Genomic DNA, 20,911 nt, shown 5'->3' with positions numbered 1-20,911 from the left:
AGAACATGAATTGATATGTAAATGCAGCGAATTTTTACGTAGCGAAGTTGGGGCGTGGTTCTGCCTTAAGATATAAAAAAATGAGATTTAGCCTGGCCTCAAATCTTTCTAACATAGCTCTTTCGCTCAATCAGTATTCACGGGGATGTGCTGTGTCTGAACATAAATATAATCACTACTACCTGGCAGTCATGAGTTTGTTTGCTGGGGTATTGCCCCAGGTTGTTCATGCGCAGGCTACTGCCAGTCAGCAACTTGATCAAGTTGTGGTAACCGGGACTCGCGAGGTAGGACGGAAAGCGCGCGACAGTGCAACTCCGATTGATGTTGTGCGGGCGGAAGAGCTTACAGCCACTGGGCAAAGCAATTTGCTTGATGCGCTAAAAAGCGTACTGCCCTCATTGAACGCGCCAGCTGTAGGCTATGATGTGGGTGCATTGGCGCGCACTTTCCAGTTGCGGGGCCTGGCGCCTAGCCATACCCTGGTGCTGGTCAATGGTAAGCGCCGCCATTTGTCTGCAAGCCTTTATGCGGATTCTGATCCAGCGCAGGGGTCAAATGCGGTGGATCTGGACATGATTCCTCTTGCCGCAGTTGAGCGTATTGAGGTACTACGGGATGGCGCAGCTGCGCAATATGGTTCAGATGCCATTGCAGGTGTCATAAATGTCATTCTTAAGAACTCTGGCGAAGGCAATACAGTATCTACATCATTGGGGGGGTACTATGATGGGGGTGGTGAAACCAAACAGTTGGATGTTGATAGTGGTTTAACCCTGGGCGAGACAGGGACATTACATATCAGTGCGGGTGTTCGTCAGCATGACTACTCCAATCGTAGCGGCGACAGTGGCGGTGTGCAGCCCGCCAAGGTGCAGGGTGATCCCAAAAGCACGCTGGAAACAGTCGGCTATAACCTTGAGAAGCCTATCAACTCAGGCTTGAGCCTGTATAGTTTTGGCACAGTTGCCCATCGAGGTGCGCAGGCGTATGAAAATCCGCGTCAGCCTGGCTGGTTCAGTGCGGCTGTGGACGCTGTGTACCCGCAAGGCTTTACACCGATTGAGAGTAGTGAAGAAAATGATTTCGGGCTCACTGCTGGGATCAAAGGCGCGGGGCCCGCTCAATGGAATTGGGATCTGAGTACCAGCTATGGTCGTGACGATGTCAAGCTACGCAATAAGAACACCATCAACCCAGATCTGCTCAATGATTTTGGAAATGCTCAGAGCAATTTTCGTGTGGGCTCATTTACTTCATCTGAGTCGACAACGAATCTGGATATACGCCGACCGTTTGAGGTAAGCGGCTTGGCCGCGCCACTGAATGTTGCGCTCGGCCTTGAGGATCGATATGAAACCTTCAAAATAGGCTCCGGCGAAGCAAATTCATATTATCTCGGCGGGTCTCAAGCGTTTCCAGGCTTCCGGGTTTCCGATCAGGCGGATGCCAACCGAAATAGTGTGGCAGGCTACGCGGATTTCTCCACGCGTATCACGCCTCAATGGGAACTTGGGTTGGCTACCCGCCTTGAGCACTACGACAGTGTTGGGGACACTCTGACGGGCAAACTGTCTTCCCGCTACAACTTCAATCCCGCTTTGGCCGTGCGGGGTACAGCCAGTAATGGTTTTCACGCACCATCCTTGGCCCAGCAATACTATTCGGCAACTACGGTTACGAATGGTTTTGCACAAATCCAGGTGCCGTTGGGCTCTGCCGGGGCACGCGTGTTAGGCGCTCCAGATTTGAAACCGGAAAAGTCCAGGAATTTCAGTTTGGGCTTGGTGGCTGAGCCAATCAAGAACCTGCACGCAAATATTGATATTTACCAAATTGATATTGACAACAGAATTATTCAATCCGGTTCCATATCTGGTAGCTTGGCAGCGGCGGCTGTCGCCGCAAATGGCTCTGTGATTCCGTCTGGTGTATCAAGCAGCAATGTCAGCGCGGCCTTCTTTACCAATGGCGTGGATACACGTACCCGTGGGATCGATTTCGGGCTGAATTATCTTTCAACCTTGTCTGGCATTGGATCTGTGAAATGGAAGTTGGATGCGGGGTACAACAGAACTACGATTCGTCGTATTCATGATGCGCCAGCAAGCCTTCAAGCAGCAGGAATATCCCTAGTGGATGTGGTGCAGGCGTCCAATCTTACAAGTGCAACGCCTCATGTCAAGGTCTCGGTGGCTGCCACATACTTGCATAATGATTGGGAAGTAACGTTGCGTGAAACTTATTACAGCAAAACCAGTCAGGTTCAAGGTTATGCACCAGGGCCGTATTACACCTATACGACACGCCCGGCATATATCACGGATCTGGACGTGGGATACAATTTCACAGATCACATCAAGCTTAATGTGGGAGCAAACAACCTGTTCAACGTGTATCCCAATAAGGTTTCTTCTTCTGTTTATCAGAGTCTGAATTATGATCAGTACTCGCACGTTTCCCCGTATGGGATCAATGGTGGATATTATTATTTGCGTTTGTCCGCATCGTTCTGAACAGCCCCAGCAAAACGTTGTAGCGTAATCTTGCCTGATCAGGTAACACGCATTTTGAAAGTCTAGAATGAGGAATTGTTTTTGATGTTAAGTTTAAAAAGAGTGCTTCCCTTTGCCTTGATGCTTTGTCTGCAAGCATCTTTCGGTGCATCTCCCGTGGTGCTCTATACGGACTTTGGCCAGAAGGATGGGGCTGTCTCTGCGCTCAAGGGCGTGGCTTATGGCGTATCTGAAAAGCTGTTGATTTCTGATCTGAGTCACGAAGATCCCGGGTCTATTTTTGCCGGGGCGTATCGATTGTTTCAGGTCGCGCCGTTTTGGCCTAAAGGCACCGTATTTGTCACGGTCATTGATCCGGGCGTAGGAACAGAGCGTCTTTCGGTCGTGCTGAAGACACGCAAAGGCCACTATTTTGTGGCACCCAACAATGGTGTGCTGACACTGGTTGCGGAACAGGAGGGGGTAGAAGAGCTCAGGCAGATTGATGAACGTATCAATCGCAGAAAAGGCTCGGAAGATTCATACACCTTTCATGGCCGCGATGTGTTTGGATACACGGGAGCCCGTTTGGCAGCGGGCGTTATCCAGTTTTCGCAGGTGGGGCCAAAGCTATCGTCAGATTTGCTGGTCAAATTGCCCTATACACATGTGCAACGCACTGCAGGCGGTGTAGAAGGCATTATTCCGGTGCTTGATGTGCAGTATGGAAACGTATGGACCAATATTCCCCAAAAGCTTTTTGATGAACTTGGCATTAAAGTGGGTGAGTCTGTGCGTGTTCGGGTATTTAACAAGGATCAACTGGTTGAGGAAGTGGTTGTTCCTTACAGGCATACGTTTGGTGAGGTGCCTGTTGGTAAGCCTTTGGCGTATATCAACAGCCTGATGAATTTTGCGCTTGCCATCAATCAGGGGAACTTCGCCAAGGAGCACCACATCGGCTCAGGAACTGACTGGAGAATCACCCTTTCCAAGGAATAAGGTGTGTGAATGACAGCAAGCATTCTTAATGGAATGCTTGCTGCGCAGGTCTTCCAGTTATTTGATTTTTAATGGTGTAGATGTATATACAGAAATCCCCCTTGATGCGTTCAAGGGGGGATTGTTTTGCGAGCTTTTAGATTTTTTGAAGTGCGTACAGTAAATCATTACGCAGGTCATCTAGGTCCTCAATCCCGACAGACAAGCGTACCAAGGCGTCACCGATTCCCAGCCGTTCGCGTTGTTCCGCTGGGATGCTTGCGTGAGTCATGATTGCAGGGTGCTCAATCAGACTCTCCACTCCGCCGAGGCTTTCCGCCAGAGCAAACAATTCACATGCTTCCAGGAAGCGGCGTGAGCCTGCTTGGTTCGTAGCCAATTCCACCGCAATCATTCCGCCAAATCCATGCATTTGGCGTTTTGCAAGTTCATGTTGCGGATGACTGACAAGCCCTGGATAACGCACAGCACGGACTTGTGGCTGGCGTTCCAGCCAATTGGCAAGTTCCAAGGCGTTTTCGCAATGTCGCTGCATGCGCAGATTAAGCGTCTTGATCCCACGCAGGGTTAAGAAACTGTCAAAGGGGCTTGAGATTGCGCCGACTGCATTTTGCAGAAATTTGAGCCTCTCAAGAAGTTCTGCATTGCGATTTTCTGTACTGATGACTGCTACGCCACCTATGATGTCTGAATGGCCGTTGAGATACTTTGTTGTGGAGTGGACGACAATGTCAAAGCCGTGTTCCAGTGGTCGTTGCACCCAAGGGCTGGCAAAGGTGTTGTCGGCAACCGTGATGAGATTGTTGGCGTGTGCAACGTCTGCAATCGCCTGCAGATCAACCAGGCGCAATAGAGGATTTGTGGGCGTTTCGACCAGGACCATTCTCGTTTCTGGGCGAATTGCGGCCTGTAGCGCGGAAGGATTGCTCAGGTCAACAAAGCTGAATGAGAGCCCGGCACTGCGTCGCTTAACGCGTTCCAGCAGGCGATAGGTTCCACCATACAGATCGTCCCCCGCGATGACGTGGGCGCCGGAATCCAGTAGTTCCAATACAGTTGAAATGGCCGCCAGACCCGAAGCGAAGGCAAAGGCACCCGCGCCGCCCTCAAGGTTCGCTACACAGCGCTCTAGCGCCCAGCGTGTGGGATTGTGCGATCTTCCGTAGTCCAGCCCCTTATGTACGCCCGGGCTTTCTTGCACGAAAGTCGATGTAGCGTAAATGGGTGGCATGATTGCCCCGGTTGATGGATCAGGGTGTTGCCCTGCGTGGATGACTCGTGTGCCAAAGCCATGCGGTTTCTTACTGTTGGTGTTCATGCCTGATGTTTCCGGAGATGGTTGAGCAGATCAAAACGGGTGATCAAACCGTAGAAATGAGCGTTGTCGGCAATGATGGCAACCAAGCCACGATCGAGTGTTTCGCGCAGTTTTTCCAGACTTGCATCAGGCGAGAGTGTTTCCAGTGCAAGGGTCATGGTGCTGGCTGCGCTCGCCTTGAAGCTGCTCGGGTCTGCCTGGATGCGCAGGAGCAGGTCCGACTCATCAACCAGGCCGACAATTTTTCCATCCTCGATGACTGGAAGTTGCGAGACATCTGCATAACGCATGCGTTGGAACACAGTCTGCAAATTGTCGTCAGGCTTTACGCTGATTACAGACCCGTCTTCGTACCGGCGAGCGATGATGTCACGCAGGTCTCCGTAGGTATGCCTGCGCAGGAGGCCTTGATCAATCATCCAGTTGTCGTTGTAAATCTTGGAAAGATACCGGGTACCTGTATCGCACACGAAAGACACAACGCGCTTTGGATGCGTTTGCTCTTGGCAGTAACGCAATGCGGCAGCAACGAGCGTGCCCGTTGAGGAGCCCGCCAGCACACCTTCAGCCCGGAGGAGTGCTCTGGCGGTGGCAAAACTTTCTTCATCCGTAATGGAATAGGCTTTCTTGACTGCAGATAGATCAGCAATGGGGGGCACGAAATCTTCGCCGATACCCTCAACGGCCCAGGAGCCTGCCGTATCGTATTGTCCCTTTTCGATATAGTCGCGCAGGATTGAGCCAGCGGGATCTGCGAGTACAAATTCGGTTGCAGGGTTCGCACGCTGGAAGAAACGTGTCAATCCGGTAATTGTGCCTGCGGAGCCGACGCCTACAACAATGGCATCGACGGCATGGCCGGTTTGTGCCCAGATCTCGGGTGCAGTTGATTGTTCATGCGCAGCAGGATTGGCGGGGTTGTTGAATTGGTCAGCGAAAAACGCACCGGGTATTTCTGCTGCCAGACGCGCCGCATAGTCCTGATAGTATTCGGGGTGGCCTTTGCCAACATCTGAACGTGTGATGCGAACATCCGCACCCAAGGCTTTGAGATGCAGAATCTTTTCGGGGGACATCTTGTCAGGCACCACAAGAATGATGCGATACCCCTTGGCTTGTGCGACGAGTGCCAAACCCAGCCCGGTGTTGCCTGCTGTTGCCTCGATAATGGTGCCGCCGGGTTTGAGGCGACCGTCGTTCTCAGCTGCTTCAATCATCCAGAGACCAACGCGGTCTTTGATTGAGCCTCCAGGGTTTTGTGACTCGAGCTTGAGGAAGAGTTGGCAGGGGCCCGTATCCAGGCGGGTGACTTCTATAAGAGGGGTGTTTCCAATCAGGTTGAGTACGGCAGGCCGCGAAATTTTTGACATATAGGGCTCGGATGCTGGCATCGTGTTTATGCACAAATAATCTGGCCACTCTAGGTAGAAAAAAATCTTTCTGGAAAGAATTGTTTTTGCTTTGCTTATGCAGAAAATGCCATAGGAAACATGTTGAATTAGTTTCGAATACGTTTCAGGCGATCAATAGCGTTGAGCAATGTCTGTTCCTGTTTGGCAAAGCAAAACCGCACGATCTGCTGATCGGGTGCACTCTTGTAGAATGCAGAGATGGGGATGCTGGCCACCCCATGTTCAATGGTGAGCCAGCGTGCAAAATCTATGTCATTCAGATCCGGGCGGATGTCGCTATAGTCAGCCAGTTGGAAATATGTGCCACGGCAGCGCAGAAGTTTAAAGCCTGCGGTGACCAGTCCGGGGGTCAGCAATGCGCGCTTGGTTTCAAAAAAGGCAGGCAGTCCTTGCCAGCTGGAAGCCTGGCTCAAGTGTGCAGCCAGAGCGTGCTGTGCGGGAGTGTTGACTGCAAAAACCAGGAACTGGTGAATCTTGCGGAATTCGCTTGTCAAAGCAGGCGGGGCGACACAGTAACCAACTTTCCAGCCGGTGGCATGAAAGGTTTTGCCAAAAGAATAGACGGCAAAGCTGCGCTCACGCAAGGCGGGATGTGCCAAGACGCTATGGTGTGTTGCGCCATCGTAGATGAGATGCTCGTAGACTTCATCGGCCAGAATGATCAGATCGTGTTTTTCCGCAATACTGGCGAGTATGTCCAAGTCCTCGGATGAAAGCGTTGAGGTTGCCGGATTGTTCGGATTGTTGATGAGAATCAGGCGGGTTCTTGGCGTGATCGTGGATTCAACACGTTGCCAATCAACAGAGAAATCCGGCGCACTGAGTGCAATGTGAACAGGCTTTGCACCTTGGGCAAGTATGCTTGGCGCGTAGCTGTCGTACGATGGGTCCAACAGGATCGCCTCATCGCCGGCATGCAGTACTGCCGCGATCGCTGTAAACAACGCCTGGGTGGCTCCTGCTGTGATTGTGATCTCGGTTTCCGGGTTGATCTCGATAGCATGCTGAATTTTGAGTTTGTCCGTTATTGCCTGGCGCAAAGCGGGCAAGCCCGCCATGGGCGCATATTGGTTGTGGCCGGCCTGCGTGGCTGCCGACAACGCATCAAGCAGGCCGGGCGCGCAGGGGTAGTCAGGAAATCCTTGAGACAGATTGATGGCCCCATGTTGGGCCGCCAACGCACTCATGGTCGTAAAAATGGTGGTGCCAACTTCGGGCAGCTTTGAGCGTATAGACATATTGCGTACTCAATAGTGTGGAGAGCCAATGTATCAGGCTAGCACAGAATTGGTGGTTTCCCGTTCCCAGGCGCGCAGTGCGACCCATGTACGATCACGCTCTGCTGCCAGTGCTTCAATCTGATTGGCCTCAAGGCCTCGAAAGCGTGCCTGGGGGGCGAGATAGGTGGCGAGTGGGGCGAAAGAGTGTGGAGCCTGGTTGATTCGTATTTTGCCATGATCCCATTCCAGCAGCGGCCACAAGCCTGTGGTGACGACTGATCTCCCCAATTCTGTGGTGGCATCCGTAGCGCACCCCCAACCTGTGGGGCAGGGGGCAAAAACATGCAGAAAAGACGGCCCATCAATCTGACGAGCCCGATCAAGTTTGCGCAGGAAATCAGCAGGGTGGCCCACTGAGGCGGTGGCCGCATAGGGAATGCCATGTGCTGCGGCGATTCGCAACAGATCTTTCTTGCTTCCTGCAAAGGCGGTTTGGCCAGACGGTGATGTGGTGGTACGCGCGCCCTGAGGTGTGGCACTGCTGCGCTGGATGCCTGTGTTCATGTAGGCTTCGTTGTCATAGCAGATATAGATGATCTTCTCACGGCGATCCAGGGCGCCGGATAGGGATTGCAAGCCAATATCTGCAGTGGCCCCATCACCTGCAAAACCTACCACGGGTATGTCCGTCAGTCCTTTGGCACGAATGACCGCTGCGATGCCGGAAAGTACTGCGCCGGTGGCAGCAAAAGGTGCGATCATCGCGTTCACGCCCAATGCCATTTGTGGGTAGATGAACCCAATGGCAGACATGCAACCAGCGGGGATGACTATATGACAACGCTCCCCTAGTGCCTTCAATGTCCAGCGCAGTATCAGGCTGCCCCCGCAACCGCCGCAGCCTTTATGCCCAACAAAATATTCGTCGTCAGGCAGCATCTTGATGCTGATTTTCTTCACGGAACGGCTCCAAACCTAAAAACCTTACATCGGAAAATCCCGGTGCAGAAAGCGTTTGCTGAGATTGATTTGCTGCGTTAACGGATGAGGCAAGCTCAAGGAAGATGTTTTGCACATCCTCGCCAGAGATGTCTTGCCCCCCCAAGCCTGCAACGAAATTCAGCACTGGTACAGCTGCACCGCCTTGTCGGCTGGCATATTCATAGAGTGCTGATTTGACCTCCAAGCTGACACTGCCTTGGTGGCCAAACGAGATGTCTTTCTCTAGTACGCCGATGTTTTGGACATGGCGAGTACGGGTAGAGGAGTATAGGTACTCCACAAGTTCTTCAGTTGGAAATGGGCGCAGATATCGCAGCCGCAGCATGCCTACAGCCACTCCTTGGCGCCTGAGCTCATCTATGGCTTGGCGAACGGTACCTGAGACACTGCCAAGTGTGATCAAAATGAACTCGGCGTCCTCGCTTCTATACCCTTCTATCAGCCCAGTTGCGCCACGACCAAAATGTTGATGAAATTTCTCGCCAACACTGCGAATGACTGCTGCCGAATGCATCACTGCTGCATGCTGTTGGTATTTGAATACTGTATAGTCTCCCGGGCCTGCTGTGATAGCAAGGCTTTGAGGCTTGGACATGCTGAAAGTGCCAGGATAGCCTTCGGGTAGATCGGGTGGGGGCAGAAACCGGTCCACCTCCAACTGATCGGGCACGGACACCGCCTCATAAGTGTGGGTGAGTACAAAGCCATCCAGATTGACCAGTACCGGTGTGCGGACTTCTATATCTTCGGCCACAGCATAGGCCTGGATAATCATGTCCAATGCTTCCTGTGCGTCCTCTGCATACGCTTGAATCCAGCCAGAGGAGATCAGGGCGAGTGAGTCGCTTTGGTCACCGTAGATGTTCCACGGCAAGGCGAGTGCGCGATTGGCATTCATCATGACCAAGGGCCAACGTCCACCGGAGGCATAATAGAGGCACTCTGCCATATAGAGCAGCCCCTGAGATGAGGTTGCCGTGAAAGTTCGGGCGCCCATTGCGGCGCTGCCCATCAGAAGTGCAAGTGCGGAGTGTTCTGACTCCACATGCACGAACTGGGCGTCCAATTCACCTGCCTCAACAATTTCAGACAGACGCTCGACCACGGTGGTCTGGGGGGTAATCGGGTAGGCAGCAATCACTCGTGGTCTTGCCAGGCGCACGGCCTGTGCAACAGCCTCGTTGCCGGAGAGGAATTCAACGCTTGCCATATTTTAACGATGCGTTTGTGGGATCATTGCGATCAGATTTTTAGGGCACTCACGCGCGCACAGGCCACAGCCCTTGCACCAATCCTCTTGCACGATTGGCAATCTATTGGCATTCCAGCTTATTGCTCCCTCTGGGCAGAAGAGCAAGCACAAGCTACAGCTGTTGCAGGCCTGCCATTCGATTTGTGGCCACATGTTACGCCAATCTTTATTGCTGAAAGCAAGATGCCCTGAATCAGCCTGAGGGCTATTGGGCCATATGGCAAGAGATGTGCTGCGTTTGAAGGGGCGTAGATGGCAAGGCGGATTTGAGACTTCCTCGGGCTTTTTCATGATGCCTGCTTTTTCTGCTGACCCAGTGCAAAGGCATGTTGAAATGCCAGAATGTTTTTCTGTGTCTTGCTGCCTTGCCCAAATTCCTGTGCAATTCCTGCCGCAACGGATTCTGCTGGGAGCCATCCGGTCAGCCCAACCAGAAAGCCCAGCAACACTGTATTCGTATGTGAAGTGCCAAGCGTTTTACGCGCGATTGTGTCGGCGTCAACGCACACTATTTGTCCGCGCAATCCTGGTGAGCGCTCTTGGGACGGTGTATTGACGATCACTACGGTGCCGTCATGAACAAACGGAGTACTCACTTGATCCAACAGAGAGGCATCAAGTACAACCAAGGCATCTGCTCTGCGTATCGCGCTACGTGCATGAATTGGCTGAGGTGCGATACGCGTATAGGCAAATACCGGCGCGCCTCGCCTTTCCGGCCCAAAGGAGGGAAATGCAATTGCATGCTGCCCACCAAATTGAACGGCGGACAGCCCAAGCAGGCGGGACGCAGTAAACGCCCCTTGTCCGCCGCGGCCCAGCCATACCGTTTCATGAAGACCGAGTGTATCGGATGCCATGGCTATGATTTTTTACGCAGATCGATGACCCGTTTCGCCTTGTGTGTGCTGCGGGGCAGAGTGTGCGGGTCAAGAATGCTCACCTCCTTGGGGCGAACGCCGAGGCGTGTCTTGGCGTCGTGCAGGATGCGCTCAATCAGGCTTGCATCACTTTCCGTGCTTTCTCCGCGCTCCACTTCCAGGCTATAGCGCGAAAGATGTTTCTGGTCGGTCACGGTGATGCGGAATTCGCCCGTCAAGCCAGGGATGCTACGAATAACGAATTCTACGTCGCTGGGGAACACATTCACCCCATTGATAATGAACATGTCATCTATCCGCCCGATCACCTTGATGCGGACATGTGTTCTGCCGCATGTGCAGCGCGTGTGGTCTGCCGTGATGATATCGCCGGTACGGAAGCGGATCATCGGACGCGCAGCCTTGGTCAGCGTTGTCAGCACCATCTCACCGGGGGTTCCATCGGGCACGGGCTCAAGTGTTGCAGGGTCCAGCACCTCAAGCAAGATGTCGTCTTCAACCAGATGTAAGCCATCGCGTGCCTCACACATGCCTGCGCAGGCCCCGTAGATATCAGATATCCCATAGAAGTCGTACAGTTGTGCGTTCCAGATGCGCTCGATTGCTGCACGCGTAGCAGGGATTGAGCCCCCCGGTTCGCCTGCCACGATGATCTTGCGGATGCCCAGATCAGTGGCTGGGTCGATCCCGTGGGCACGCGCTGTTTCCCCTAGATGCCATGCATAAGATGGAGTCGTCCACGTGACGGTGGGCTGAAATTCCTTCATGATGAACAGCAACCTGTCTGAAGGTACTGTTCCCGCCCAGAAACATAGGGCTCCCAGTTTTTGGGCGCCGATGACATCGGGCCCGCCCACAAAAAGGGTGAAATTCAATGCATGCACATAGCGGTCTTCCGGGCGCATGCCAACAGCCCAAAACAGACGGGCCTGATTGTTCTGGAATGTTTCAAAGTCTTTCGATGTAAAAGGACTCAGCGTGGGCACACCCGTTGAACCAGATGAGGCTGACACAAACACCACGTCGCGTTCTGGCACCGCCAGCATATCTCCCAGCATCGGGGAAGCCAGTTGCCGCTCACGTTCAACCTGTTTATTTACAAACGGGAATGCCCTGAGATCTGAGAGGCGATTCAGTTGTTCCGGGCGAACACCCGCAGCATCAAATGCTGCCTTGTAGTAAGGTGAGTGACGGTAAGCAAAATCCAGGTGTATTTTCAGTTTTTCAAGCTGCAAGCTTTCCAACTGGCTGCGTGGCAGTGTTTCAATCTCTTCATCCCAGTACTTGCCGGTGGTGACGTGTTCTGCGACTCCCATGTCAGGAACCTTTCCGATCAGAATATGTGGCCAGCCGGTCTCCTGCTATCTGGACGAACTGTACCAGAACAATAAGAATAAAAACCGTTACCAGCATGACGTTGGTTTGATAGCGATAGTAGCCAAAGCGGATGGCCAGATCGCCTACGCCGCCACCGCCAACAATTCCGGCCATGGCCGAGTAGCCAATCAGGCTGATGAGCGTGATGGTCAGCCCACGTAAAAATCCCGGCATGGCTTCGCGGAAAAGCACGATCCCCAGAATCCTTGCTGGACTGGCACCAAAAGCCTGAGCTGCTTCAATGATGCCGGGATCAACCTCAAACAGTGCGCTTTGTACGAGCCGTGCGTAAAACGCAATGGCGGCGACCGAGAGTGGCACTGAGGCTGCTGCTGGGCCAATTGTTGTACCAAGCACAAACTGCGTGAGTGGCAAAAGCAAAACAAGAAGTATGACAAATGGTACAGAGCGGATTACGTTGACCAGGAGACTGCCAACTGAGCTGACAAGGGGATTGTCCCAAAACAGTTTTCGATCGGCGATGTAGAGCAGAAAGCCTACGGGAAGCCCGCCGATAATCGCAAATACCGTGGAAACCCCAACCATGAGTGCGGTCTCGCCAAAGGCTTTGTATAGATCATCAAACAGGGATAGCCATTCGCTAGCCATGCAACACCTCCACCTGGGCTGTATTCTGGGTAATGTAATCGACAGCTTGTGCAACCTTGGCCGGGGAGTGGGTTTGGCGATCCTCAAGGAGTGCGACAAGCAGGCCTAGAGCGCGCCCGTTGATGTACTCGATCCTCCCATGGAGGATATTGACTGATACCCCAAACCTTAGCGTGGTTTCAGAAAGCACGGGGTTTTCCGCACGTTCGCCAAGAAATGTGATCTTGAGTAAAGTCCCTTGCAGGTCTTCAGTAAGATGGGCAGGTAGATCAAGATTTAAGGTGTGGTCGACAAGTTGCCGTGTGAAGGGATGTTTGGGACTTGCAAAAATGTCATAAACATCCCCTTCTTCTACAACTTTGCCCCCCTCCATGACGGCCACACGCGAGCAGATTTTCTTGATCACTGCCATTTCATGAGAGATCAATACAATCGTGATCCTCAGGCGTTGATTGACTTCGCGGAGCAGGTCGAGAATGGATGCAGCAGTTTCCAGATCAAGTGCCGAGGTGGGTTCGTCGCACAGCAGAACGGCGGGGCGGTTGGCAATGGCTCGTGCTATACCCACACGTTGTTTTTGGCCCCCTGAGAGTTGAGATGGATAGGCTGTTGCTTTGTCACTCAATCCAACAAGTTCCAGAATCTCGGGTACGCGTTGGCAAACCTCTTCTTCGGACTTGCTTGCAGCACGCAATGCAAATGCTGCATTGTCATATACCGTACTGGTGTGCATCAGATTGAAATGCTGAAATACCATTCCGATCTTTTGGCGCTGTTGGCGGAGTGCTGCGCCCTTCAACGGGGTGATGTCTTGCCCGTCGATGAGCACCTGACCAAGATCCGGGCGCTCAAGCAGATTGATGGTTCTTAATAGTGAGCTTTTCCCCGCACCGCTGGCACCTACGATGCCGTAGATTTGAGCTTCGCCTATATGGAGCGAAACGTCATTGACGGCCAGTACTTCACCACCTCTTCCACGATAGCGCACTGATATGTTGCGTAGATCAATCATGCCTAATCAATACTCCACGCGGAATCGTTTTTCTTCTGGCCTTGCTCGCACATCAATTCCCGGTACTTCCTGTGGTGCGTAGTTCTCTTCCAGGTCACGAATCAGGTCAAGATACCGCTCGGTTGCGCGTTCCAGAATCTTTCGCCCTTTATTGGCACTGGCTGTAAGGATCTCCTCGGTTTTCCCGATGCCACCACGGCTTAAGTGCCCAGGGTTTGGAATGGGCAGTACTTGTGCAATATCGAATACCTGGAATGTTTCGGAACTATCCTGGGTGATTGACCGTTTGAGGAGAGATTTATCCACCAGCGGCCGGAATTCCTTGCCATTTACCTTGTCGAGCTTTACCAAATCGGGACGGGCAAACAAGACGTTGCTCGTTTCTTCTTCACCAGAATGGTAAAAGGGGGTGTTCAGCTCGCGCCTTAGGGTTTCTACAGCCAGTTCCCAATACGTTGCGGCAGCAATGAACAGGTTTTTACCCTCACGCCTTAGTTCAGTCGCGGTCTCATGGGTAATGACCTGGAAGTTGGGCTCCTGACCATGTCCTTGCACAATGATGATCTTGCGGAAACCCGTTGCCCACAACCCTCGCAGAATGTCCTTGATCAGCAAGAACATTGTTTGTTGTGAGATCGCCAGGGTTCCCGGTATCGGGTCTCCCTTGATGTCGTAATGGAACGTAGGCGATGTTCCGGCACGAATCGGCGTGGGCGATAGCACGGGCAGGCCGGTACGGCGGCTGAGTTCAAGAGCGATCCATTCGGCCGTGATCGTATCTGTGGCCAGTGGCAGATGCTCCCCATGCGCTTCGGTGGTGGCTACCGGGAAAATGATGATGCCCCGTTTTTCGGCAATTTCTACCGCTTCGTCGAGCGTGAGTTCTTCGAACAGAATAGGTTTTGACATGTCTTTTACGTAGAATTCATAGCGGGCTGAGTGTCAGCCCGCTGTTGCACCATTCGGAAAATGCTTACTTTTGAGCCGTATGAGTGGCAAGACGTGTCTTGACCCATTCAGGACGTTGGAAGGATTTGAAAATGTATTTGGGATCATCAATGACTTTGAGGAAGTCGTCAGATTCCACAACAGCCTTGATGTCTTTTGCAAAAGGCTTATTCAGGTCTTCCGTGCGAACAGCAATCAGATTCTTGATGTTCTCATCAAGCTCCTCCAGCTTCAGTGCTTCAGATAACTTCAAGCCTGCTGCGATTGCGAAATTGCCGTTAACCACCGATACCGTTGCGGTATCGAGCGTTCGGGGGAGTTGTGCTGCTTCAAGCGGCTTGAATACAAGACCACGTGGATTTTGTTCGATATCCTTCTCGGATGCAGTGGTAGGATCAATATCCTTCTTAAAGGTTAGCAAATTCAGTTTTGCCAGGAATCGCAGGGCCCGAGCCAAGTTCGTCGGATCGTTGGCTAGGGTGACCACATCACCTTTCTTCAGTTCGTCCAGCGATTTGATCTTGTGCGAATACAGTCCAAGCCCTGCAGTGGGTACATTGATGACGGCGGAAAGTTTCAAGCCCTTATCCGCAGAGAACTTCTCCAGGTAGAGGCGGTGCTGGAACAAGTTGGCATCCAGTGCCCCATTTGCCAGCGCAAGGTTGGGTTGAACGTAGTCACTGAATTCCTTGACTTCAACCTTGTAGCCTTTCCTTTCCAGGCCGGGCTGGATCGCCTGCTTGATGAGATCGCCATAGGGGCCTGGTGAGATACCAAATACAATCGTTTTGCCCGCAGCCAATGCAGGCAGTGAAGAGGCAGCCAGGACAGTTCCAAGCAGAAGAGAGGCAAGAAGACGTTTCATAGTGGATTTCCTCCGCATATAGCAAAAAGCGAAACGGCATTCCCGTTTCTCCAATATGGTTATTACGCCATCAAATCACATGGGATGGAACGATCCTTTTCTGATTTACAAATTAGGAATCTGGCAGTACCAAAGATAGCTGTTTGCTATTTTTGAATCATATAAGGAAAGAACTTTTTCTTTGGTCGCCAGGAGAGTCCGCGCATTTTCCCCGCTCTGCACGCTCAGGGGGGCGATAGTGGCGCAAACTCTTGTGAGTGGCTTCTCAAGAAATCGCCCGCTCGCAAGGATGCTATGTCAGGCGCGCCTAGTTGCGCCAAACCCAGTCTGAGTTCGTTGAGCAAAATCTGCAGCGCATGCTGCGCGCCATTTTGGCCTGCGGCGGCCACACCATATAGAAGTGGTCGGCCAATTAGTACACCATCTGCGCCGAGCGCTAGGGCCTTGATGATATCTGTGCCGCGTCGGAAGCCGCTGTCAATCAGGATCTGGATTCTGCCGGCGAATTCCTTATGCACAGAGGCAAGGATTTCCATTGGAGAAATGCTGCTATCAAGCTGGCGCCCACCGTGATTGCTGAGCACGACTGCATCTACGCCTATTGCCGCAGCACGCTGCACATCTGCCCGGTTCAGAATGCCTTTGATCACGAGCTTTCCCGGCCACGCCTGGCGCATGTTTTCAAGGGCACTCCAATTCAGGCTTGGATCAAGTTGTTTTGCGATGAATTGGGCGCCACGCCCTTGCTCACCTGTAGGCAGATAAGGGGCTAGATTGCCAAAGCCAGGAAGCCCGCGCGTTGGCCAAACTACGCGCTGCAGCCAGCGTGGGTGGCAGGCTACGTCAATGATCGCGGGAAGGCTGAGTTTGAGCGGGGCGCGAAAATGCCTTTGTTCTCGCTCCCGTTTGCCATAGTGGGCACAGTCGGTTGTTACGATCAAGGTGTCACAATTTACGCTGAGTGCTCGTTTGAGCAGGTCTTTGGCAATCCCGCGATCCTTGAGTACATAGAGCTGAAACCATAGGCGCACGCCTTTTGCCTCATTGGCTACATCTTCAAGCGATCTGCTTGCCATGGTGCTCAGCGTAAAGGGAACGCCAGCGTCTCTGGCAGCACGGGCAAGCAGGATGTCTGCGTCTGGCCATAACATTCCGTTGAAGCCTGTCGGAGCGACAGCAACAGGGGCTGTCGCTGGTACGCCTAGCAGCTTGGCGGCTGCTGAACATTGGCTGGTGTCGACCAGGGCGGCAGGCTGGAACCGCCACTGCGAGAAAATCGAGCGGTTGTGCAGGAGCGTCTGTTCCGCTTCTGCGCCACCATCCAGGTAATCAAAAGCAAAGCCTGGCAGGCGCTGGCGTGCCAGATTGCGCAGATCGTCAATATTGAGCAAGCGGGAAAGCGTCATTGTGCTGGCAGTACCTTGCCAGGGTTCAAGATGTTATTCGGATCAAATGCATGTTTAAGCGCACGCATGGCAGCAATTTCTGCGGTGGTGCGGCAGTAACGCAATTGGGAGGTACGCAGGCTGCCAATTCCATGCTCAGCCGAGATGGCTCCCCCAAATTCCGGGAGTAGTTGATACACCGCTTCGCACAGTGCGTCAGCTTCGATGGCAGCGGGTAGCCCCTTGGCATCTGCGATGATGTGAAGATTCCCATCCCCCAGGTGACCAAAGAACAATGGATTGCAGAGTGGCCAGCGCTGCAGCAGTAACTCGCGGCAGCGGGCCACGAAGGCGCCTCCTTGCGAGATTGGCAGACTCAGATCGAAATTTATGGGTTGGCGCAGTGCGAAAAGCTCTGGCACGCTCTCGCGTAGTTTCCACAGTTGTGTTGTCTGGGCCTGTGATGCTGCAATCACGGCGTCTTCGATCCAGTTTTGATCCAGGGCCTCACTCAGGGCATTTTCGAATTCCGTAAGGAGAGCGTCCTTGTTCTGACCACAGATTTCAAGCAAGGCCGCCAGTGGCGCCTGCGTAGCAAAGGGCAGAGGAAGTCCGGTAGCTTGCTGGACTGCGCTGACGTAGTCCTCCCACATCAGCTCGAAAGCGGCAATTCCTTGTGGAAATTTGGCGCGTAGATGCTGTAAAACAGCCAAGCTGGCGTTGTAGTCCTTCAGGGCCAGAAGTGCCGTATGGCGCGCAGGGGCACAAGGGTGAAGACGCAAGATGGCCCGGGTGATGATGCCCAGCGTACCCTCGGAGCCGATAAAGATCTGGTTCAGATCATAGCCGCTGTTGTTCTTTGGCAATGCGCGCATCATAGGCAGAATGGAGCCATCTGCCAGTACTACTTCCAGCCCCAGTATCTGGGCGCGGGTGGTGCCGTATTGAATAACACCTGATCCGCCAGCGTTGGTTGCAATGAGCCCACCAATCTGACAACTGCCGCGTGGCCCCAGATCTACGCCGAAGACCAGATCGTAGGGGAGTAGCGCTTCTTGTAAGCGCTGCAGGACGACACCCGCTTGCACTTGTGCCACGGCGGTACGGGCATCGATTTCCTCAATCGCGTGCATGGCGGAAAGGGATAATGCCACGATGCCTTGTTGGGTATTGGCGCCTCCCGTGAGGCCTGTGAGGCCTCCTTGGGGCACTACGCCGATACGGTAAGCATGGCACACACGTAGCGTGGCAGCCACTTCCTCGGTGCTTTGAGGGGCAACCCAGGCCAAAGGTGCTGCGTGGGATTCATGGCTCCAATCATGCTCAGCTCCCGCAGGGATATTGTTCCCTATCTTGATTCGGCCTGCGGGAAGAGCTGCGCTAAGGGCCTCAATGAATGAATTGCCTGCCATGCGGGAACTGGTGTGCGGCATCCCTAGAATGTTGCAATCACATTGCCCTTGAACGCGGTCTGGATGTAATGCCGGACTTCATCAGAGTGATAGGCCTTTACGAGCTTGGCCACCCAGGGCTGGTTCTTGTCTTGGTCGCGCACGGCGATTATGTTGGCATATGGGCTTTGTGCAGCCTCCAGTGCGATCGCATCACGGGTCGGAATCAGCCCGGCTGTTTCGGCGTAGTTGCCATTGACGGCTGCTGCGTCCAGATCATCAAGCGAGCGGGGCAGTTGTGCTGCATCCAGTTCCACGATCTTGAGCTTCTTGGGGTTCTCAACAACATCCAGTGGGGTTGCCCGTAATCCGGCATCTGCCTTGAGCTTGATGAGCCCCTTGGTTTGCAGCAGCAACAGCACACGGCCACCGTTGGTGGGATCATTGGGAATCCCAACACGGGCGCCTTCCTTGAGGTCAGCCAAGGATTTTACTTTGTGAGAATAAATGCCAATGGGGTAGGCAACGGTAGTGCCTACGGAAGCGAACTTGTAACCGCGATCTTTGATCTGCTGTTGCAGGAAGGGCAGGTGCTGGTAGCTGTTTGCATCCAGGTCGTTTGAAGCCAGCGCGGCATTGGGCTGGATATAGTCGGTGAATTCAATAATCTGGATCTTGAGGCCATCATGTTCGGCCACTTTTTTTACAACCTCAAGGATCTGTGCGTGAGGGCCAGCGGTGACCCCAACCTTGATTGTTTTTTCTTCTGCCTGAGCAGTGAGTGCCGCGGTTGCAAGATGCAGGCCGACGAGAAGAGAGGTAATGAGCTTTCGAGTATTCATTGTATTGCTCCATTGAAAAGGGGAAGGGTGGTGCTACGCGCTGGTTGGTGAAGACTGATTCCGGTGCGAGATTCTCGCCACGAAATAGTCGCCCAGCGATTGGACAATCTGCACAAAGGCAATCAACACCAGCACCACAACCAACATGACTTCAGGCAGGAAACGCTGATAACCATATCGAATACCAAGATCGCCCAGCCCACCACCGCCTATGGCCCCGGCCATGGCTGAATATCCTACAAGGCTGACAAAGGTAACCGTCAGGCCTGCCACGATGCCGGATAAGGCTTCGGGCAACAGCACTTTTCTAACAATCTGCAAACGCGTTGCGCCCATGGCCTGTGCGGCTTCCACAAGCCCCGGGGCCACCTCGCGCAAGGCGGTTTCGACCAGCCGTGCAACGAAAGGGCAGGAGGCAATGCTCAACGGCACCACTGCAGCCGCTGTGCCGATGGAAGTGCCTGCAATCAACCGGGTGAGGGGAATGACCGCGACCAGCAGGATGATGAAAGGCGTTGAGCGCACGGCATTGACGAGCAGGCCTGCGATCCGGTTGAAAAATGGCCTCGGCAATATGCCATTGGCTGAAGTGATATGTAGACTGATTCCGAGGGGGATGCCGAGCAGAGCCCCTGCGGCGCCTGCAACGCCTACCATCACCAACGTTTCAAAAAAAGAGCTCCACAGCAGGTTCAGCAATTCAGACGACATGATTCAACTCCTCTATGCTGACGTCGTGGTTGCGCAGAAATTCCTTGGCTCCTTGCAGCGCTTCTTCACCCGCGTGCGCGAGCAGGGTAAGTGAGGCAAAGGCCTGGCCCTGAATCTCATCGATCTGACCATGCAGAATGTTAAAGTCCAATCCGTATCGTTTGACCGCTTCCGACAGGAGCGGACGATCCACGTCGTCACCGGCAAACGATAGCCGCAGGAGGCATTCAGGCCCTGCTGTGTTGCCGCGCGCCAAGCGCCTGCGCTGGATGCGTGTCAGTACCGAGCTGGGCAACTCATGGGCAATCACCTCGCCAATCATGGTGCGGGTGATCGCCGTTTGGGGGGCGCGGAATACATCAATGACCTTGCCGCTTTCAACAATGCGCCCGGAATCCATGACGGCGATGCGATCACATATCTGCTTGACCACCTGCATTTCGTGCGTGATGAGTACGATGGTGAGCCCAAGTTCCCGGTTGATGCGGCGGAGCAGGTCCAGGATGTTACGGGTGGTCTCCGGGTCGAGCGCAGAGGTGGCCTCATCCGAGAGCAGCACTTTGGGCTTGCTGGCCAGGGCGCGGGCGATTCCAACGCGCTGCTTTTGGCCTCCGCTGAGTTGGTGCGGATAGCGCCAGGCCTGTTCATGAAGACCAACCAAATCGAGTAGCTGCCCCACCTCTCTTGCGATGTAGGCTTTGTCGTGACCTGCTAGCTCCAGGGGGAAGGCTACATTCTCAAATACAGTGCGCGACGAGAGCAGATTAAAATGCTGGAAGACCATGCCAATCTCACGTCGTGCATGGCGTAATTCGTTTTCGCCGAGAGACAACAAGTTTTGCCCGTTGATACTCACGTGGCCCTTTTCAGGGCGGGCAAGCAGATTCAGCGTGCGTACCAAAGTGCTCTTGCCCGCACCACTTCGGCCAATGATGCCGAAAATCTCCCCGCTTGCGATCTGTAGAGATACATCGCGCACGGCTTGCACCAATTTGCCATCTGGTGAGCGGAAACTGACCGAGATATTCTCCAACTCAACCATCGGTATGCCTTGCCGCGCCTCGCCAGGTAGCTCTTCACTGTTTTGTGGAGTATGAGAGGAGGCTGCGGCAAATGGTGCTCTAGCGTTCATTATTTGTGCTCATTCAACCCATGAACAGCCATCACCCGTGAAAGGGAATTTTCTGGC

Annotated in this window: 19 protein-coding genes; 2 read left to right on the top strand and 17 right to left on the bottom strand. The window is 53.4% G+C overall.

The window, feature by feature from the left end; genetic code table 11:
* The first annotated feature begins 80 nt into the window (after window positions 1–80).
* Together B145_RS0110640 and B145_RS0110635 are read left to right on the top strand one after the other, a co-directional pair.
* A complete protein-coding gene (locus tag B145_RS0110640; RefSeq protein ID WP_026259024.1) occupies window positions 81–2,516 on the top strand; it encodes a TonB-dependent receptor plug domain-containing protein in 2,436 nt (811 codons plus the stop codon).
* Between the two features lie 84 nt (window positions 2,517–2,600).
* Window positions 2,601–3,497, top strand: a complete 897-nt coding sequence (locus B145_RS0110635; protein WP_033406902.1) for an SAM hydrolase/SAM-dependent halogenase family protein — start codon at window positions 2,601–2,603, stop codon at window positions 3,495–3,497.
* 136 nt (window positions 3,498–3,633) lie between these two features.
* Here B145_RS0110635 and B145_RS0110630 read toward each other — a convergent pair whose 3' ends face one another.
* From B145_RS0110630 to B145_RS0110550, 17 genes are all read right to left on the bottom strand, one after another.
* On the bottom strand, window positions 3,634–4,815 hold the full coding sequence (locus B145_RS0110630; protein ID WP_018607253.1) for a trans-sulfuration enzyme family protein: 1,182 nt from the start codon (window positions 4,813–4,815) through the stop codon (window positions 3,634–3,636).
* Window positions 4,812–6,185, bottom strand: a complete 1,374-nt coding sequence (locus B145_RS0110625; RefSeq protein ID WP_026259022.1) for a pyridoxal-phosphate dependent enzyme — start codon at window positions 6,183–6,185, stop codon at window positions 4,812–4,814. The genes B145_RS0110630 and B145_RS0110625 overlap by 4 nt, the downstream gene beginning before the upstream one ends.
* 128 nt (window positions 6,186–6,313) lie before the next feature.
* Entirely contained in the window at window positions 6,314–7,465 is a 1,152-nt protein-coding gene (locus B145_RS0110620; RefSeq protein ID WP_018607251.1) for a methionine aminotransferase, read from the bottom strand.
* A gap of 33 nt (window positions 7,466–7,498) precedes the next feature.
* Window positions 7,499–8,407 carry a thiamine pyrophosphate-dependent enzyme gene (locus B145_RS0110615; protein WP_018607250.1) on the bottom strand — a complete coding sequence of 303 codons (909 nt, stop codon included), beginning with the start codon at window positions 8,405–8,407 and terminating at the stop codon, window positions 7,499–7,501.
* Complete coding sequence (gene porA / locus B145_RS0110610) at window positions 8,376–9,659, bottom strand: hypothetical protein (protein ID WP_018607249.1); 1,284 nt, start codon at window positions 9,657–9,659, stop codon at window positions 8,376–8,378. Before porA ends, B145_RS0110615 begins: the two co-directional genes overlap by 32 nt.
* A 3-nt stretch (window positions 9,660–9,662) precedes the next feature.
* Entirely contained in the window at window positions 9,663–9,992 is a 330-nt protein-coding gene (locus tag B145_RS29635) for a 4Fe-4S binding protein (protein ID WP_086010494.1), read from the bottom strand.
* Window positions 9,989–10,561 carry a 2-oxoacid:acceptor oxidoreductase family protein gene (locus B145_RS0110600; protein ID WP_018607247.1) on the bottom strand — a complete coding sequence of 191 codons (573 nt, stop codon included), beginning with the start codon at window positions 10,559–10,561 and terminating at the stop codon, window positions 9,989–9,991. Before B145_RS0110600 ends, B145_RS29635 begins: the two co-directional genes overlap by 4 nt.
* Before the next feature lie 2 nt (window positions 10,562–10,563).
* The gene (locus tag B145_RS0110595) at window positions 10,564–11,898 is read right to left on the bottom strand and encodes a phenylacetate--CoA ligase family protein (protein WP_018607246.1); all 1,335 of its coding nucleotides are present in this window, start codon (window positions 11,896–11,898) and stop codon (window positions 10,564–10,566) included.
* 1 nt (window position 11,899) lies between these two features.
* The gene (locus B145_RS0110590) at window positions 11,900–12,568 is read right to left on the bottom strand and encodes a methionine ABC transporter permease (RefSeq protein ID WP_018607245.1); all 669 of its coding nucleotides are present in this window, start codon (window positions 12,566–12,568) and stop codon (window positions 11,900–11,902) included.
* A complete protein-coding gene (locus B145_RS0110585; protein WP_018607244.1) occupies window positions 12,561–13,580 on the bottom strand; it encodes a methionine ABC transporter ATP-binding protein in 1,020 nt (339 codons plus the stop codon). Before B145_RS0110585 ends, B145_RS0110590 begins: the two co-directional genes overlap by 8 nt.
* Before the next feature lie 6 nt (window positions 13,581–13,586).
* Complete coding sequence (locus tag B145_RS0110580) at window positions 13,587–14,489, bottom strand: creatininase family protein (protein ID WP_018607243.1); 903 nt, start codon at window positions 14,487–14,489, stop codon at window positions 13,587–13,589.
* 64 nt (window positions 14,490–14,553) lie between these two features.
* Window positions 14,554–15,411, bottom strand: a complete 858-nt coding sequence (locus tag B145_RS0110575; protein WP_051082576.1) for a MetQ/NlpA family ABC transporter substrate-binding protein — start codon at window positions 15,409–15,411, stop codon at window positions 14,554–14,556.
* 206 nt (window positions 15,412–15,617) lie between these two features.
* Window positions 15,618–16,799 (bottom strand): alpha-hydroxy acid oxidase, encoded by a 1,182-nt coding sequence (locus B145_RS0110570; RefSeq protein ID WP_018607240.1) that lies wholly within the window; start codon window positions 16,797–16,799, stop codon window positions 15,618–15,620.
* Window positions 16,796–18,190, bottom strand: coding sequence for an FAD-binding oxidoreductase (locus B145_RS0110565; RefSeq protein ID WP_026259019.1), 1,395 nt, complete (start codon window positions 18,188–18,190; stop codon window positions 16,796–16,798). The genes B145_RS0110570 and B145_RS0110565 overlap by 4 nt, the downstream gene beginning before the upstream one ends.
* Window positions 18,191–18,213: 23 nt before the next feature.
* Window positions 18,214–19,011 carry a MetQ/NlpA family ABC transporter substrate-binding protein gene (locus B145_RS0110560; RefSeq protein WP_018607234.1) on the bottom strand — a complete coding sequence of 266 codons (798 nt, stop codon included), beginning with the start codon at window positions 19,009–19,011 and terminating at the stop codon, window positions 18,214–18,216.
* Between the two features lie 33 nt (window positions 19,012–19,044).
* The gene (locus tag B145_RS0110555; RefSeq protein WP_018607232.1) at window positions 19,045–19,722 is read right to left on the bottom strand and encodes a methionine ABC transporter permease; all 678 of its coding nucleotides are present in this window, start codon (window positions 19,720–19,722) and stop codon (window positions 19,045–19,047) included.
* Window positions 19,712–20,854 carry a methionine ABC transporter ATP-binding protein gene (locus B145_RS0110550; RefSeq protein ID WP_281167667.1) on the bottom strand — a complete coding sequence of 381 codons (1,143 nt, stop codon included), beginning with the start codon at window positions 20,852–20,854 and terminating at the stop codon, window positions 19,712–19,714. The genes B145_RS0110555 and B145_RS0110550 overlap by 11 nt, the downstream gene beginning before the upstream one ends.
* Between the last annotated feature and the right edge of the window lie 57 nt (window positions 20,855–20,911).

Source organism: Uliginosibacterium gangwonense DSM 18521 (assembly GCF_000373965.1).
GTDB lineage: Bacteria > Pseudomonadota > Gammaproteobacteria > Burkholderiales > Rhodocyclaceae > Uliginosibacterium > Uliginosibacterium gangwonense.
Note: the sequence above shows the minus strand (reverse complement) of the source record. Positions and strands in the feature narration are given on the sequence as shown.